This is a genomic window from Mycobacterium sp. WUMAC-067, assembly GCF_020217485.1.
GTDB lineage: Bacteria > Actinomycetota > Actinomycetes > Mycobacteriales > Mycobacteriaceae > Mycobacterium.
Genome location: NZ_JAEKMI010000211.1, coordinates 1 through 325, shown reverse-complemented (window position 1 = coordinate 325; position 325 = coordinate 1). Strand labels below are relative to the sequence as shown.

Annotated in this window: 1 protein-coding gene; it reads right to left on the bottom strand. The window is 61.2% G+C overall.

What is annotated here, in order from left to right; all coding sequences use genetic code 11:
• Positions 1–98 precede the first annotated feature (98 nt).
• Positions 99–325, bottom strand: a 227-nt coding sequence (locus JF781_RS28270; protein ID WP_225341389.1) for a cytochrome P450, incomplete at its 5' end; no start/stop codon positions are given.

Genomic DNA, 325 nt, shown 5'->3' with positions numbered 1-325 from the left:
AATGGCGTTACGCGTCGCCGATTCGGTGAACTGCTGCACGGCATCGTGTTTCCAGTCGAGGAATTCGGTGGGTGCAAGGAACCGCGCGAACTCTAACTTCATCGGTGGTGGAGCCTGATCGGTAACCCGTCGACCGGGATCGGCAGCGATGTGTTGTCCCAACGGATGCGGTAGTCGGTGTCGAGGCCGAAGGTGAACGTGCGCAGCATCTGGTGCAGGATCGCTTTCACCTCGAGGGTGCCGAAATGCATACCGATGCATTTGTGCGCGCCACCCCCGAACGGCAGCCACGCGAAGCGATGGGCTTGGTCTTCGCGGCGTGGGA